We start from the raw sequence: 16,477 nt of genomic DNA, 5'->3' as shown, positions 1-16,477 counted from the left end.
TTTTTAAAATTTTAAATCAATACCTAAGGTAAATGTTTTCACGTTTGGATATGCTGCAGAATATGAATCTGTTTCTGGATCTACACCATCGTATGGAGTAATCACAAAAAGATTTTGAGCATCTAATCTAAGCGTAGCATCTTTTACATATTTACCAATAATACCTTTAGGTAAACTATATGCAAGTGATACACTTTGAAGTCTAATAAACCAAGCATCTTGTAAGAAGAAGTCTCCAGGACCATACTCTGGATATCCGTAATATGAAGAAGGTCTAGTCGTAGAAGGATTATCTGGTGTCCATCTATCTAAAACATTACTTAACACATTTTGTCCGTTAGTTGCTACTGCTTCCGCACTTAAACCCAATGCTAAATCTGTAGGATCTACCATTTGTCTACCAAACATACCATTAAAATGGAAGTTTAAACTAAAATTCTTATATGTAATTGAATTACTTAAACCGGCAATAAAATCTGGATCTGATGAACCTAGTAATACTGTATCTGCAGCATCTATAATACCATCTGCTTCACCAGTTCTTAAAAAGATACCGTTTTCATCAGTTAAAGGATTTCCTAAATTATCTCTTTGAAAACCATTAACATCTTTTATTTTTATTTGACCAGGAATTAAATCTGGTTGTGCATCTACAACATCTCCTATTTGCATTATACCATCTGAAACATAAGAATATTGTGCACGTATAGGATCATCTACATTTTCATATACAGAAGGTTTCCAATCTGGAGCACGCTCTTTCCAACTATCATTATATTTAGAAAATGTAAATGTACTTCTCCATTTAAAATCTTCTTTATCTATGTTTAACGTATTTAAAGTTAACTCTACACCATTACTTTGTGTGCTTCCAACATTTGCAAAAACAGATGTTAAGGGATTGTATGAGTTTATAGGTTTTAATTGAATTAAATCATCTATTACTTTACTATAAACCTCCAAAGAACCAGATATTCTATTATCTAAAAAACCAAAATCTAAACCTAAATTGATTTCTCTAGTTGTTTCCCATTTTAAATCAGGATTTTCTAACCTTGTTTGAAATGCTCCTACTAATACAGATTCATCTGGACCTAAATACGCTGGAAAATACTCATAAGCTGCAAAAGAATTTTCATCAAAAGTAGAATTACCTGTTTCTCCATAACCTACTCTAAATTTTAATTGAGAAACACTTTCAATATTTTTCATAAATGACTCGCCTGCCATATCCCATCCAACAGCAATGGAAGGAAATACAGCAAATTGATTATTTTTAGCAAATTTACTAGAACCATCTCTACGTATAGAAGATGTTAAAATATACTTACCTTTATAAGTATAATTTAATCTACCAAAATAAGAAACCCAATTTTCTTCATTTTTAAAAGTTCCTATTAACCTTGTTCCTTCACCTGCTAATAAGTTATTCCATAAAAAAGCATCTGTTTTAAAACCACTATTTCCAGAAGAAGCTCCTTCGTTTCTAAATTTTTGTCTAGAATAACCAACTAAGAAATTAAAATTATGGTCTTCTTTATATATTTTAGAATAATTCATTGTAAAATCAAAAAGTTGATCATTCTTCTTTTGATTATATATAGATGCTTTACCCCCTTCTAATTCCCCCCATAAAGTTGTTGTTGGTAAATAGGTGTTTCTTGATGTGTTTCCTTGATCTATACCCGCTTGTAGTCTTACCACTAAACCATCTATTGGTTTAATTTCTGTAAAAAAATTTGTTAAAGTTCTATCTATTACTCCTTCATCTGTAATTGTTAATAATGAATACGGATTTGGTTCTAATGCATTGTTTGGGTTTATTGGATAATTACCCAATTCATCAATAGCTTCTATATGTGGTCCATATTTTAAAGATGACAATATTAAACCTGAGTTTTCAAATACACCATCACCTAACTGAGTATTCTCATTCTTAATTCTACTCATAGTCATATTCATACCAAAACTAACATAATCATTTATTTTTTGATCTAAATTTAATCGAAGTGAAGCTCTATCAAATGCTGAATTTTTTAAGATTCCTTTTTGCTCATATAAATTTCCAGATAAATAATATTTTGTATTTTCTGTACCTCCCTTTAAAGATAAATTATGCTGTTGTGTTCTACCATCTCTAGTAACTAAATCTACCCAATTGGTACCTTCACCCGCATTATTAATCTGATCATCAGAATAAAATCTTTTAAAAGCAACTCCATTTACGGGGTTTGCAATTGCATCACTAAGTGATACCCCTCCATAAGGTACTACTCCGTTTTGAAATTCCCAATTTTCTCTTGCTGCATCATTTCTTAATTGCATCCACTCTGGTAAACTTAAAACATCAAAACTATTACTATAAGGTTGGTAAGAAAAAGAAGTTGAATAATCTACTTGCACTTTTCCTGATTTACCTTTTTTAGTTGTAATTAAAATAACACCATTTGCTGCTCTTGCTCCATAAATAGAAGTTGCACTTGCATCTTTTAATATAGAAATAGACTCAATATCATTTGGGTTAAAAGAATTTAAAACACTCTGTGTACCTCCACTATATCGGTTTCCTGAATCTGAATCCGAAAAATCCGAAATTGGAAAACCATCAACAACAACCAAAGGATCGTTACTAGCATTGATAGAACCAGCACCACGAATTCTAATATCTAATCCTCCACCAGGTTGAGCACTATTTTGAGTAATCTGTAAACCAGACGCTTTACCTCTAAGCACTTCACCAATAGAAGGAGAGGCAGATAATACCAACTCTGCTGTTTTTATTGTAGAAATTGACCCTGCAACATCTTTTTTACGTTGTTGACCATAACCAACAATAACAATTTCATCTAAACTAGTATTATCTTCTAATAAAGTTACATTTATTGTAGACCTTCCTTTAATTACTATTTCTTGTGTAATAAAACCTAAATAGGAAAATATTAACACCTTAGAATCACTATTAATTTTAATAGTATATTCTCCATCAAAAGAAGTTTGAACACCATTTGATGTTCCTTTTAACTGCACAGAAGCCCCTGGCAAAGGCTCTCCTGAAGCATCCAAAATTTTTCCTTTAACAACCATTTGTTGTGTATTTCCTTTTTCTGAGTCTAAAGAGTTGGCGTTAATATCAATTTGTGTAAATGAAAATATCAACAACAATACTGTTATCTTCATTTTTAAATCAATTTTTAATTCACCACTCTCTAACCTGAGTAGTCTTTTGAATTTTTTCATCTTTTGTGTGATTTAGTTTTTTAAGTAATTAAATGATTTTGCTTTATTTAACCGAAAATGCTTTTACATTTATAGCTTCTTTGAGATTAGTTATACATAGAGTTATTTTTGTTTCATATTTTATATTTTGTTCATGGTTATACTTAAATATTATTAGTGTATTAAAAATATTATTTTTTAAAGAATCTTTTTTATTTCATTGATAAATCTTATGGCTAAATCATCTGCAGCTTGCTGTGACTTTGCTTCTGTATAAATTCTAATAATGGGCTCGGTATTCGATTTTCTTAAATGAATCCATTCTTCTGCAAAATCAATTTTTACACCATCTATTGTATTTACATCTTCGTTAGCATAAGTAGAAGCCATCGTTTCTAAAATCTTGTCAACGTCTATTTCTGGTGTTAACTGAATTTTATTTTTACTCATAAAATAACTTGGGTAAGAATCTCTTAATTCTTTACAAGACAATTTTATATTTGCTAAATGCGATAAAAATAACGCTACACCCACCAAAGAATCTCTACCATAATGAGAAGCAGGATAAATAATTCCTCCATTTCCTTCTCCACCAATTACCGTATTGGTTTCTTTCATTTTAATAACCACATTTACTTCTCCAACTGCAGAAGCTGTATACGTTCCACCATGCTTTTCTGTTACATCTCTTAATGCTCTAGAAGATGATAAATTAGAAACGGTATTTCCGCCACCTAATTTCCCTAAAACATAATCTGCACAAGCAACTAATGTATATTCCTCTCCGAACATAGAACCGTCTTCAGAAATTAAAGCCAAACGATCTACATCTGGATCTACTACAATCCCAAAATCTGCTTTCTTTTTAACTACAAGCTCAGAAATATCTGTCAAGTGTTCTTTTAGAGGCTCTGGATTATGTGGAAACTCACCATTTGGTGTACAATATAACTCAACACATTTTACACCTAATTCTTTTAACAAAGCCGGAATAAAGATTCCTCCAGTAGAATTAACACCATCTACCACTACTTTAAATTTTGCTTTTTTAATGGCTTTAACATCCACTAAATCTAGTTTTAAAACTTCTTTAATTTGCTTTTTTAAGTATTTTTTGTTCTTTTTATAAGAACCTAAATCATCTACTTCTGCAAAAGAGAAATCTTCACTTTCTGCTAAAGCTAAAATTTGTTCTCCTTCTGCTCCGTTTAAGAACTCTCCTTTTTCGTTTAATAATTTTAAAGCATTCCATTGTTTTGGATTATGAGATGCTGTTAAAATAATTCCTCCGTCTGCATTTTCTAAAGGCACAGCTACTTCAACTGTTGGTGTTGTAGATAAACCTAAATCTATCACATCAATACCTAAACCAATTAAAGTGTTAGCAACTAAACTAGAAATCATTTTACCAGAAATACGAGCATCTCTACCAATTACTACTTTAATTTTTTTCTTACCAACGTTTCTTGCTTTAATAAAAGCTCCGTAAGAAGCTGCAAATTTCACAGCATCTATAGGTGTTAAATTATCAGTGGTTTTTCCACCTATAGTTCCTCTAATTCCTGAAATTGATTTTATTAATGTCATTTATTATCTTCTAAAGGTTCTTAAAAATGCCATCTTACAAAAGCTTCCATTGCGGCGTAATGAGACAACCCTAATTGGTTATATAATTCTGCAGTTTCGCTATTCCTGTCTTCTGCCCGTTGCCAAAATTCTCTACTATCTGCTCCCAGAAAAACAACACCGTCTTTTTGAGATTGATGTTTAAAAATTGCTTTTCTCTTTTCTAGAACTTGATCTGGCCCCATTGGTACAGCCATTTCTATTTCATCAATTCCCCATTCTTGCCATGCACCTCTATACAACCAAACCCAACAATCTTTCATAAACTTTTTTGGTTTTAGCTCTTTTACAGCAGAAAAAATTGCATCTAAACAAACTTTATGAGTTCCATGTGGATCGGCTAAATCTCCTGCTGCAAAGATTTGATGGGGCTTAACTTTTTCTATTAAATCTGCTGTAATTTGTACATCTCCAACGCCAATAGGATTCTTTTTAATAGCACCAGTTTCATAAAAAGGCAATTCCATAAAATGGATATGAGTATCTGGCAATCCTATATAATGACTTGCAGCTCTTGCTTCTCCTTTTCTAATTAATCCTTTAATATATCTAACTTCTGGAATGTCTATTTCACTAGATTTTTTATTCTTTAAAAAATCTACGGCCTTCTTGTAAATAGCGTTGGCATCAGAATTATCCATTCCAAATTTGTCATTATAATCACATACAAAACGAGCAAAACGCAATGCTTCCTCATCTACAACCGCAATATTACCAGAGGTTTGATACCCAATATGTACTTCGTGCCCTTGCTCTTGTAATCTTTTAAAAGTACCTCCCATGCTAATCACATCATCATCTGGATGCGGGCTAAAAATTAACACACGTTTTTTTGCAGGTTCTGCTCTTTCTGGTCTTTTACTATCGTCTGAATTTGGTTTTCCTCCTGGCCAACCTGTAATAGTGTTTTGTAATTTGTTAAAAATTTTTATGTTGATGTCGTATGCTGGACCAGAATCTGCGAGCAAGTCACTCATTCCGTTTTCTATATAATCAGCATCTGTTAACATTAAGATTGGTTTCTTTAAATAAAGAGCCAAACTTAAAACAGCTTTACGAATAAGTTGATCTGTCCAGGTAATATTTTCTACCAACCAAGGTGTATTGATTCTTGTTAATTTAGAAGCTGCTGCTTGATCTAAAATAAAAGTAGCATTTCTATGTTCTTGTAAATAAGATGCAGGAACAGCGTTGGTAACTGATGCTTCAACAGATGCTTTTATAATATCAGATTTACTTTCTCCCCAAGCCATTAAAATAACTCTTTTAGCTTCCATTATTTTTTTAACACCTAAGGTAATTGCTGTTCTTGGTGTGTTTTCTAAACCAGAAAAATCTCCGCTTGCAGCAACTCTTGTAATATGGTCTAAAGCAACCAGTCTTGTTTTAGAATTTTGAAGTGAACCAGATTCGTTAAATCCAATATGACCATTACCACCAATTCCTAAAATTTGCAAATCGATACCTCCTAAAGCCTCTATTTTTGCTTCATATTGATCGCAATAATCTCTAATTTCTTTTTTAGATAAGGTCCCATCAGGCACATGGCAGTTTTCAGGTAAAATATCTATGTGATTAAACAATTGTTCTTGCATAAAACGAACGTAACTATTTATAGAATCTGGCTCCATTGGGTAGTATTCATCTAAATTAAAAGATACTACGTTCTTAAAACTTAAACCTTCTTCTTTATGTAATCTGACCAATTCTGCATACAAACCTTTTGGAGAAGAACCTGTTGCTAAACCCAATATACAAGGTTGTCTTTGCGATTGTTTTACATTAATAAGTTTTGCAATTTCTTGTGCAATTGATTTAGAGGCTGAAGTAGAGTCTTCATAAACGATGGTTCCAATGTTTTCGAATCTTTTTTCGAAACCTGTTGCTTTGTCTATAGTACTTTTTAACATAATATGTAGTTTGTTATTTAGGTAGTTTTATTTTTTAGTCCAGTTTTTAATTTTGTGTCCCCATACTGCAAAAAACAGTACCATGGCATAACAAGGTATTAAGATCCAATAACTATTTGTAGAAGCTGTTGCTATTGCTTCTGCCTCTTCTAATCCGCTTGTTATTAATTGGTGTTTTCCAGAGTCTACTAATTTCCCATACAATGGTAGAATAACGGCTCCACCAGCAATTGCCATAATTAATAAAGCAGATGCTGTTTTAGTAAATTTACCCAAACCATCTAAGGTTAATGGCCAAATTGCAGGCCAAACCAAAGCATTTGCAATACCTAGAGACGCAACAAAAAGTACAGAGGTAAAACCGGTAGTTGATAGGATGCAAATACTAAAAATAATACCAAGAATGGCACTTATTTTTAGAGCTGTGTCTTGTTTAAGGTATTTTGGTATAAGAAATACTCCTAATGCATACGTAACTACCATTGCAGATAGTGTAAATAATGTAAAGAATTTTGCATCTGCGGCTGGTATTCCTAAAGATAATCCATACGAGATAATAGAATCTCCGGCAATAACTTCTGCACCAACATATACAAATAAGGTAAGTACTCCTAACCAAAGATGCGGAAATTGAAAGATACTTGTTTTTGTAGTTTCATCATTTTTAACTTCACCTTTAGTTTCTTCGGTTGCTTCAACTTCTGGTAAGGGTGCTTTTCTTATCAAGATGGCAAAAATAAATAATACAATTGCCATTACAATATAAGGAGTAACCACACTATCTGCCATGGTAGCTAATAGTTGTTCTTTTTCTATGGCAGAAGCGGTTCCTATTTTTTCTTTAACTTCATCAATTCCAGATAATAACAGCGCACCAAACACTAAAGAACCTAAAGCACCTGCACTTTTGTTTGCAATACCCATTAACGCCATACGTTTTGCTCCACTCTCAATAGGTCCTATAATTGTAATATATGGATTAGCAGCTGTTTGGCACAAGGTCATTCCTGTTCCTTGAATAAATATTGCTGTTAAAAACAACCAATAAGTTTGTGCTTCAGCTGCAGGAATAAATACCAATGCACCAATAGCCATAATTGTTAAACCTAAAGACATCCCTTTTTTATAACCTATTTTTCCTATGATATAAGAGGATGGTAGTGCCATCACTACAAAAGAGATATAAGATGCGGAAGCTACCATGTAAGATTGTGCTTCAGTTAACTCATTTAAAGTTTTCATAAACGGAATTAAGGCACCGTTAATCCAAGTAACAAAACCAAAAATAGAAAATAATCCTGCTATTATTGCAATTGGAATTGTATAGTTTGTTTTTGATAAAGATTGTTGATTAGACATGTATAATAAGTTTTAATGGATAATTTGGTTAATTTAATTACTTAGATGCTTATTTTTTCAGAAAAACTCTCTATCAATTTAAATTGATTTTTTGCTCTGTCTAAATTGTGATCTTCATACTCGGTTTTATAATAAATATCATTATTTAAATAATCTGTTAAAAAACGCAATGCCATTATAAAAATCATTGTTTTTGCTGCTAAAGGCAAATATTTTAATTCTGTTAACGTCAATGAATCTTTCGTTTTTTCTAAAAACCCTTTTTCGTATGCTTTATAATATCTTAAGTTAAATGCTACTTTAGACAAGTCTATTTCATCTTCTGCAGCTGTATTACAAATGGTTCTAATGGCGTCGCCAAAATCATAATGAATAATTCCTGGCATTACCGTATCTGTATCAATCATACAAATACCTTTGTTATCTTTTGTAAAAAGAGAATTAGATATTTTAGTATCATTATGCGTAACTCTAATCGGAATTTTACCGGCATCTTTTAAATTTTGAAGAGTATGCATTTCCTCTTTTAAGTCGATAACTATTTGTATGTATTTCGCTGCTTTTATTAAGCGACTTTTAGAGGCACTTTGTATAGAAGATGCGTATTGTCTATAACGGAAATTCATGTTATGAAAATTAGGAATCACATCTATTAATAGACTGCTGTCAAAGTCTGATGTTAAGTTTAAAAAGTCTCCTAGAAGTTTTCCGCCTTCAAAGGCAATTTCTTCGTCTTTTACTATTTCGTGTGTTACACTGTTATCAATAAAAATCATCACATTCCAGAAGTTTCCATTTTCTTTATGATAATAGAAATCACTGTTTTTTGCTTTTACAAAACTTAAAACGGTTTTATTTAGTGCTTCGTCTAAGATCTCAGTGAATTTGCTTTTTATGTGATTGCTCGTTAATACTTTGTTGTTTACCAAGCCAGGAACATCTTTAAAAACAACCTGATTAATCCTTTGTAGTATGTAATTAGTATCTCCATCTGTTTTTACTAAAAAAGTATCATTAATATGCCCAGAGTTTAATTCTGAATGACTTTTATAATTAAATTGATGGTTGAATTCATTAAAAATAGAGATGATGGTTTCTGCTTTCATATTAGTTCCATAATTTTGTTGGATACACTTCGTTTTCTTTCAGTTTATTAATCTCTAATTGGGCTTTTTCTTTATCATCACTATAGGTAACACCAAACCATTTAGAGTTGGATTCCAATACTTTTACTGAGGTTTTTTTACTTTCTAACATTTTATTTACGATAGTTGGTAAATAGAACTCTGCTTTTAAGTTGGTTTTATTATTTTCCAAAAACTCTAAAAATAAAGCATCTCCAAACTCAAAACATTTAGGGGTAAAACCCCAAAAATTCATAGAAACAGTGGTGTTTTCATCAATAGGACACATGTTCCCGTTGTTATCTTCGCTTTTTAGAACACCATCTATTTTTTCTATTCGTACTCTTTCTGTAACATCAGTTAAAAAACCATTTTCATTAACTGTACATTCTCCTCTAGAGACATAGCCGTTTTCTGAAACCGTATTTTTTAAAGAATAAGCTACCATACTAAAATCATAGCTATTTTTATCTGTATTTCTTAGTTGCTCTGCAATAACATCAAAAGCTTGTCTGCTGTAAAAATCATCGGCATTTATAATGGCAAAATTTTCTTTTACCACCTCTTTGGCCATTAATAAAGCATGCCCTGTTCCCCAAGGTTTTACTCTTTCTGGGTTTCTGTATTTTTCTGGCACATTCTCTAATTCTTGAAACACATATTCTATGGCTATTTTACCAGCCAATTTTGTGTTGAAAATAGCTTTAAATTCTTTTTCAAAACTTTTACGAATAATAAAAACCACTTTACCAAAACCTGCCTGAATTGCATCAAAAAGAGAAAAATCTATAATGGTATCTCCTTCTTTAGTAAAACTATCCATTTGTTTTAAGCCTCCGTAACGACTTCCCATTCCTGCTGCTAAAATGACTAATGTAGGTTTGTTTGTTTTATTTGTATCCATATGATTTAAAGCGACTTTAATTACTATTTTAGAGTGTAAATTTGTATTTCAATGAAGCAAATATATATTTTATTATTAGTAGCAACAAGTAATTTGACTTAAAATGTGCTCGTACACATTTTTATTTCAAGAATTTATGGAACTATAAAATTACTTAAAGCCATACTAGTAAAGACTTTTTTAAAACAATAACTAAATAAAAAAAAATGCTTTTTTTTTATTTAAATGTGCTCGAACACACAATTATTAAACTTTAGTTTTATATTTGTAACAATGAAAACACCAACTATTAAAGATATTGCAGAATTAGCAGGAGTATCAAAAGGCACAGTAGACAGAGTAATTCATGAAAGAGGTAAAGTTTCTACTAAAGCATTGGAAAAAGTAAATAAGGTTTTAAAAGAGCTAAATTACAAACCTAATTTACTTGCTAGAAGCTTAAAAAAGACTAAAGATTATCATATTTGTGTTGTTATACCTGATTTCCATGAAGATTACTTTTGGTTTCCCTGTAATGAAGGAATCAATGAAGCCATTAATGAATTTACCAACTTTGGAGTAGTTATAGAACCCTTTTTTTTTAATCCAACAGACACTCAATCCTTTATTGATGTTAATAATAATGTTTTAGATGCGGCTCCTGATGCTGTATTATTAGCTCCTCTTTTTTATAAAGAAACAGTGAAGATTGTTAGAAACTATGTTAGCAAAAAAATTATTGTAAGTAAATTTAACAATCAATTAGAAATTGAAAACACAAAGAACTTTGTTGGGCAAGATTTATTTAAAAGTGGAAGAATTGCTGCTAGTTTATTAAGAATGTTGATAACTAAACCTTCTACTATTGCTATAATTCATATTGATGAAGATTATAACAATGCAATACATATGCAGGAGAAAGAGAAAGGATTTAGAAATTATTTTAAAGAATTTAAAAATACGGATTACAACATAGAAACATATTATTTTAAGCAAAGTGAAATCGCTAATAAATTAGAAACTCTTTTTAAGGAATCAACTAATCTTGTAGGCATATTTGTAACAACCTCTAAAATTCATAAAGTTTCTGAATATATTGAAGAACAAAAGATTAAAAACATCAAAATAATTGGATATGATTTATTAGATGAAAACATCTACTATCTAAAGAAAGATATCATTCAATTTTTGATTCATCAAAATCCTAGAAAACAAGTATATTTAGGTATAACCTACTTAGTAGAGTATTTTCTTTTTGAAAAACCAATACCTGCTAAAAGCTTATTACCTATAGATATAATTACTTCAGAGAATTTAGATACTTATATAGGAAAACAATAATTAAAAATTTGAAAACATACACGGTAAAACTTATAGAGGGTAAAACCAATAATTTAATTTGGCAAAAAGCAAACTCTTTAATTGATTTCTCATCTCCTTGGGATAGTGAATTTATAAAAAAAACTGAATTTAAAGCTGTTCATAATTCTGAATATATTTTTTTCCAATTTAAGGTAAATGATCATCAGACACATATTCATGTTTCAGAAGATAAAAACGATAGTATCAATAATTCTGACAGAGTAGAATTATTTTTTAGATGTGACGCTTCTCTAACCCCTTATTATTGCCTAGAAATAGATTCAAAATCTAGAATTATGGATTTTAAATCACTACCAAATAAAGATTTCAATTTTAATTGGAACTGGCCTTTAAAGGATATAGATGTAAAATCATCAGTAAAACAAAATCATTATATTATAGAAATTAAAATTTCTATTAAATCATTAAACAACTTAAATTTGATCAAAAAAGGTGTTATAGAAACAGGGATATATAGGGCAAAATATAAAAAACAGGAAGATAATACGTTTAAACCTACTTGGATTACTTGGGTAAACCCTGGAACAGATGAACCAAATTTTCATACACCAACCTCTTTTGGGATTTTAAAATTAGAATAAAAATGAAATATTCAAAATAAAATAACTCTATTTATATTTAGTATATAACTATTTTTGAAACCTATAATTTTATATTTTTCTTCTTTTACTTGACTAAATCAATCAAAAGAAGACAAAACACTACACCACTACTCCACCCCAACACACTTAACCCTCTTTAAACAAAAGGATTATTACATATTGTATTGGGAAGTAAATTTGTTTTCTTATTAAAAAAAACTAACTCCTAGATATCTAGAAGTTAGTTAAAATGAAAGTTAGTTTTATAAAATAACTTACTAATTGATAATTAATCGTTTCGTAATAGTGTTGTTTTCAATACTTTTTACTTTCATAATATAAATCCCTTTTTTTAGAGAAGAAATATCTAAACGATTATTAATTATACTTTTTTGAGATAAAACTCGTTTACCTAAAACATTAATTATATCAACAGAGGCAATTTTTTCTTTTTTTGAATCTATATTGATATAATTATTTGCTGGGTTAGGGTACACATTAAAATTAACCAACTCTTTTTGAGGTATATTTAAAGTACTTGAAGTCGTAACATCTGCCCAAGAAGTTCCTATTCTAATTTCATCAATAGCCATTGCAGGAGTTTTAGAATTAGAATTGGCATTTATTTTTAAAGCCGTAAAAGATGATTTATTAGATTCATTTTCTAAGGTTATAGAACTCGTATCCGAAGTAGCAGATGGTTCAGTAGTACCATTAATCGTTGGATTCACAAATAAATGAGCAACTGAATTTCCGTCCTTGTTAAATTCATATTTTATAACAACAAATATTTCATCTACATTTTCAGTAAAAGTAGCACCCGTATAAATTGTAGCTTCACCAGAAGTATTGCTCTCATTTATACCAAGATTAAAGGTAGTCGCATCAATTTGTGAAAAATAAAGTGCAGCACCATACCCTCCAGTACCAGACCCTGACAACGTAAAGAAATAATCTTTTGCCGTTCCTGATAAAGAAGTCATATCTGTAACTTTAATGATACAAGAAGCATATAAATTTACGCCATCATCTTCAGTTACTGGTTCAAAATATAATAAAGGATCATTAGTTCCTCCTTTAATTTGAATTGCATTTCCTGTAAATGCAGGTAAACCAGCATAACTAGTAAATGGTGAAGCAATTACAGAAGGATTCTTTGTACTTCCATAATCATTTTCAGTCCAAGCCCCTTGCCCAGTCTTTGCATCTGAATCTAATAAAGTAGTTCCCTCTGTGTAATCAAAACCCTCATATACAGGTAACTTAGACAAATCTTGCCCAAAAGATAGTAATGTGGTAAATAGTACTGTTAAAAATAATTTTATTCTCATAATTATGTGATTTAAGTATTAATAATTAATTTATATATATCCACTTTTTATAATATAAAAAGTGGATTTTATTATTTTCTAGTTCTTCACAATTGTAAAGTCGTCATAATAAGCTTGTTCTGAAGCCGTAAAATCGTTTGTCATAAAAAAGACAATTTCACTACTTGAACCTGTTTCAAATGTTATTTGTTGCTCTATCCATTCTGCAGTAGAACTTCCTGTAGCATCATCATACGTTTGTGATGCGATTATTTTCTCTGATACATCTATAAATTCTGGTGCATCAAAATGATCTTCATAAATATTGGCATACGTAGCACAACCTGCATCAGGTTTCTGTTTCATCCAAAAAGTTATTGTATAACTTGCATTTGGAGAAACGATAATGTCTTGATATAACCAACGTCTTGGCTTAGAAGATGAATTATTTGTTGTTAAATTTGCAGCATAACTTCCCCCAACTGTATGATTATTGCTACTAGTCGCTTTGGCATAATAGTCTGAGTCTCCAAAAACACCATCTGCTAATTTCTCCAAAGCGGTATTTCTCCAAGCTATTCTATTATCATTTTTCACAGGCTCATCATCCCAAGTACCATTGTTTATTTTAAGTTCTTTTGAAACAAATACACTATCTACTAATACGGAAGAACCTAATGGACCTGCAGCCGTAAATGTAACTTCGTACCTACCAGCGTCTGCATAACTATGAGTTGGACTAGCATCACTTGATTGATTACCATCACCAAAATCCCAAGTAAATGTATCTGCATCATTTAGGTTTGTTAAGTTTTCAAAGTTTGAACTTAGATTATCAGTAATTAGCTTATACTTTGGAACAGGAATTCCAGGAGGAATAATTTCTTCAACGGTAACATCCTGTACTATTTGATGCACACCACCTAATCCAACTGCACTCAAAGCAATTTTAAAAGTACCATCTGATGCGTATGTAAAAGTTGGACTTTCTTCTTCTGAAATAGCTGAACCTACTTCTCCAAAATTCCAATAATATTGCTCTGCATTTATTGATGTATTTGTAATAGTAACAACTCTGTCATCATCCGTTATAAAAGTAAAAGACGCTTCTGGTGCAGCTTCACTATCATCTTCACAAGAACTTACTAATAAGAGACTTATCATTAGAAAAAAGAACATCAAGTTTCTTGAAAAGAATAATCTTACTTTTTTTATTTTAATATAGTTTTTCATTATTTAATAATTTAGGTTTAATATTTCGCTAGTTTAATTTCGTTTTAATTTATAGGCTAATAAAGTATGTATACTAATACCTGGAAGCAATTCACTCCAATTTAATATTTGTGATTTATGTAATTTTTTTCTGAACATTTCGGATCCTTTCAATGAATAAAGAATGATTTCCCAAGAACCTTCTGGTGTTCTAAAACCATTATTCTCAGTAACTATTATCAACCCAGATTTTAAATTTTGATTATGATTTATACTAAAATCTTTAATAGATAATGGAAAATTATTTACATTTAAGTTTAAGCCTGCTACAGTACTAATAGCATCGCTAAACACATGCTCTCTCCCGTAGAAATATTGATTATCCGGGGTTTTCTCTTTTATTACTGAAGCTGAAACTGCAAAAAGAACATTACTACTAGGCTTTACTATTGTTTTTGTAAAACTTGTTTGCTCTCCTGCATTTAACATTAAATAACTTTCTTCTTCTAACTTAGAAAAACGCTGACTCCCAGAACCTTGATCCCCATGTATAGACCAGAAAAACTCTTTATCTGAAGTTGTTTTGTTTTTAAATTGAAAAGTGATAGAATAATTACTTGTACTTTCTTCAATAGTTACACCAACTTCATGATCATCAGTAGAATGAAAACGGTTGTTTGTTGAAACCTGATCAATTAGAATATCTTTATAGATATAGTATAAAAACTTCTTATCTCCGTAGAAATCATAATGCCCTCTTTGTTTTATGACACTACTTATTGCCAAATCCGTATCATTATCTTGTACCGTAAAAAGCATAAATCCTATGAGGTTTCCTAACTCTTTAGTTTTATGAAACATAATCTCTAAATTGGCTGCTCCTTCATGATTTTCATAGTTTGCTGCAGCTACACTACTTGAGTTTGCATCTCTATCATAAGACGCTCCTGTTTCTCCTACATACCAACCACGATTGCTATTTACACTAATGCCACGACGATGAACAATCCTTTTATAATAAGAATTCTTTTTTAAGATTGCATCTGTAGATATATAGAGATTGAATCCTAATAAATCAAAATTCTCAAATACATTACCATCTTCTGAATCTAAATTCTCAAGTTCCTGGTATAAATTTACAGATATTCCATTTCCAGAATCTTTAGCATCTCCTGTATGAGAAACAAGTTTACCTGGTGCATATGTATTATGAATTGCATCTGCGGCAGCATTCATAAAATCTTCTATTCCTTGAGCTCCTATTTCATTATACCAAGAGGCATATTTTGATGAAACATTTAATTCGTGATACATTAAATATCCCATTAAATACTTACTTCCATCTGTACCTGCAGCAGTATTAATTGTATTAATTAAACTTGCCACACTTCCTTTATGAGAAGTGTCACTTATAGCTCGTGCAAATGATGCGGCATCATTTGTTGGTAAGTCATCAGAAAGGTCTGATATATTATCTTCTGGATTGATTTGCACCATATAATGCATCGCTTTATTAGGATTCCCTCCATCTGGGTTTGCTACATTCCATTCTTCTATCCATTTTATTAAATTAGCATAATTTTCAAAATAAGAATTACCCCATTTACTGTCATCTGGACTTCCATAAATACGTAAGGTATTAACACCAATAGCACTTAATTCCGAAAGTTTTTCTTTTACTAAAGCTTCACTATTAGTTTGTTGACCATCAGTAAAAGGTGTAGCTTTTGCCCAAGATTGTCCGTTTAAAAAGAAAGGAGTACCATTTCTGTACATTCCATTTGCATCTACAGTCCAATTAAAGGATTGGGAAAACATATTCCCAAAGGATAGTAGTATTATAATTAAAACTAAATATTTCTTCATTCTATGT

Annotated in this window: 11 protein-coding genes; 2 read left to right on the top strand and 9 right to left on the bottom strand. The window is 30.7% G+C overall.

Features of this window, described 5'->3' with window-relative positions; genetic code table 11:
- Positions 1-3 precede the first annotated feature (3 nt).
- The 6 genes from MPF19_RS04410 to MPF19_RS04385 all read right to left on the bottom strand — a co-directional run bounded on the left by MPF19_RS04410 (position 4) and on the right by MPF19_RS04385 (position 10,139).
- On the bottom strand, positions 4-3,237 hold the full coding sequence (locus tag MPF19_RS04410; RefSeq protein ID WP_249986946.1) for a SusC/RagA family TonB-linked outer membrane protein: 3,234 nt from the start codon (positions 3,235-3,237) through the stop codon (positions 4-6).
- A 177-nt stretch (positions 3,238-3,414) separates the two neighbouring features.
- A complete protein-coding gene (gene glmM / locus MPF19_RS04405; RefSeq protein WP_249986945.1) occupies positions 3,415-4,803 on the bottom strand; it encodes a phosphoglucosamine mutase in 1,389 nt (462 codons plus the stop codon).
- Between the two features lie 20 nt (positions 4,804-4,823).
- Positions 4,824-6,752 carry a glucosamine-6-phosphate deaminase gene (gene nagB / locus MPF19_RS04400; RefSeq protein ID WP_249986944.1) on the bottom strand — a complete coding sequence of 643 codons (1,929 nt, stop codon included), beginning with the start codon at positions 6,750-6,752 and terminating at the stop codon, positions 4,824-4,826.
- Positions 6,753-6,779: 27 nt separating this feature from the next.
- Positions 6,780-8,111, bottom strand: a complete 1,332-nt coding sequence (locus MPF19_RS04395) for a sugar MFS transporter (protein WP_249986943.1) — start codon at positions 8,109-8,111, stop codon at positions 6,780-6,782.
- Positions 8,112-8,152: 41 nt separating this feature from the next.
- Positions 8,153-9,217, bottom strand: coding sequence for a phosphotransferase enzyme family protein (locus MPF19_RS04390; protein WP_249986942.1), 1,065 nt, complete (start codon positions 9,215-9,217; stop codon positions 8,153-8,155).
- Position 9,218: 1 nt separating this feature from the next.
- A complete protein-coding gene (locus MPF19_RS04385) occupies positions 9,219-10,139 on the bottom strand; it encodes a nucleotidyltransferase family protein (protein ID WP_249986941.1) in 921 nt (306 codons plus the stop codon).
- 273 nt (positions 10,140-10,412) lie between these two features.
- On the opposite strand from MPF19_RS04385, the gene MPF19_RS04380 reads away from it, so the two are divergent.
- Both MPF19_RS04380 and MPF19_RS04375 read left to right on the top strand, forming a co-directional pair.
- Entirely contained in the window at positions 10,413-11,459 is a 1,047-nt protein-coding gene (locus tag MPF19_RS04380; protein WP_249986940.1) for a LacI family DNA-binding transcriptional regulator, read from the top strand.
- Positions 11,460-11,467: 8 nt separating this feature from the next.
- The gene (locus tag MPF19_RS04375) at positions 11,468-12,082 is read left to right on the top strand and encodes a carbohydrate-binding family 9-like protein (RefSeq protein WP_249986939.1); all 615 of its coding nucleotides are present in this window, start codon (positions 11,468-11,470) and stop codon (positions 12,080-12,082) included.
- Positions 12,083-12,360: 278 nt separating this feature from the next.
- On the opposite strand, the gene MPF19_RS04370 is transcribed toward MPF19_RS04375, so the two are convergent.
- From MPF19_RS04370 to MPF19_RS04360, 3 genes are all read right to left on the bottom strand, one after another.
- Complete coding sequence (locus MPF19_RS04370) at positions 12,361-13,413, bottom strand: T9SS type A sorting domain-containing protein (RefSeq protein WP_208889475.1); 1,053 nt, start codon at positions 13,411-13,413, stop codon at positions 12,361-12,363.
- A 78-nt stretch (positions 13,414-13,491) separates the two neighbouring features.
- Positions 13,492-14,625, bottom strand: coding sequence for a PKD domain-containing protein (locus tag MPF19_RS04365; RefSeq protein ID WP_208889476.1), 1,134 nt, complete (start codon positions 14,623-14,625; stop codon positions 13,492-13,494).
- Positions 14,626-14,658: 33 nt separating this feature from the next.
- Entirely contained in the window at positions 14,659-16,470 is a 1,812-nt protein-coding gene (locus MPF19_RS04360) for a hypothetical protein (RefSeq protein WP_208889477.1), read from the bottom strand.
- Between the last annotated feature and the right edge of the window lie 7 nt (positions 16,471-16,477).

Source organism: Polaribacter sp. Z014 (assembly GCF_023555435.1).
In the GTDB taxonomy this organism is placed as follows: Bacteria; Bacteroidota; Bacteroidia; order Flavobacteriales; family Flavobacteriaceae; genus Polaribacter.
Note: the sequence above shows the minus strand (reverse complement) of the source record. Positions and strands in the feature narration are given on the sequence as shown.